Source organism: Mesorhizobium sp. (assembly GCF_004962245.1).
In the GTDB taxonomy this organism is placed as follows: domain Bacteria; phylum Pseudomonadota; class Alphaproteobacteria; order Rhizobiales; family Rhizobiaceae; genus Mesorhizobium.
Map to the genome: position 1 here is coordinate 1 of NZ_SUHQ01000100.1, position 768 is coordinate 768.

A 768-nucleotide genomic window follows, 5' to 3' on the forward strand; every position below is an offset into this window, starting at 1 on the left:
TAGGACTTCCGACGTTCGCCCTCAGCCTACAAGGCGGCATTCACCGGAGGGATACTATGCCGGAAACCTTGCGTCGTTGCGGGCGATCGAGAATGCCCACAACTACAGATTCGAGCACGCCGACATCTGCGACGACAGGAGATTCTGGAAGTGCTGCATCGCGACGGCATCGACATCGTCATGCATCTTGCCGCCGAAAGCCATGTCGACCGGTCGATCGACCGGCCCGCTGCCTTCATCGAAACCAATATCGTCGGCACGTACCGGATGCTCAATTCGGCCCTGGAACATTGGCGCAGACTGCCCGACGACAAAAAAAGCCGGTTTCGTTTTCACCACGTTTCGACTGACGAGGTGTTCGGCGATCTGCCCCTCGGCAGCAGTGTTTTTACTGAACAGACGCCTTATGCGCCGTCTTCGCCCTATTCGGCGTCGAAGGCCGCGTCGGATCATTTGGTGCGTGCATGGCACGACACCTACGGCTTGCCGGTCGTCCTGTCGAACAGCTCGAACAATTACGGTCCGTTCCAATTCCCCGAAAAGCTGGTCCCGCTCGTCATTCTGAACGCGCTGGACGAAAAGCCGTTGCCGGTCTACGGCGCCGGCGCAAACGTACGCGACTGGCTTTTCGTCGAGGACCAGGCGCGCGCCTTGGTCGCCACCCAGGGCACGGTCGGCGAGAGCTACAATGTCGGCGGCGGCTCTGAACGCACTGACCTGCCACGGGTAATTTCCTCCAGTTGGGATTAGAGTCCGGCCTCGTTTAAA

At 59.4% G+C, this 768-nt stretch carries 1 protein-coding gene; it reads left to right on the forward strand.

What is annotated here, in order from left to right:
* Positions 1 to 126 precede the first annotated feature (126 nt).
* Positions 127 to 750 carry a GDP-mannose 4,6-dehydratase gene (locus tag E5X88_RS33520; RefSeq protein ID WP_366929990.1) on the forward strand — a complete coding sequence of 208 codons (624 nt, stop codon included), beginning with the start codon at positions 127 to 129 and terminating at the stop codon, positions 748 to 750.
* The last annotated feature ends 18 nt before the right edge of the window (positions 751 to 768 follow it).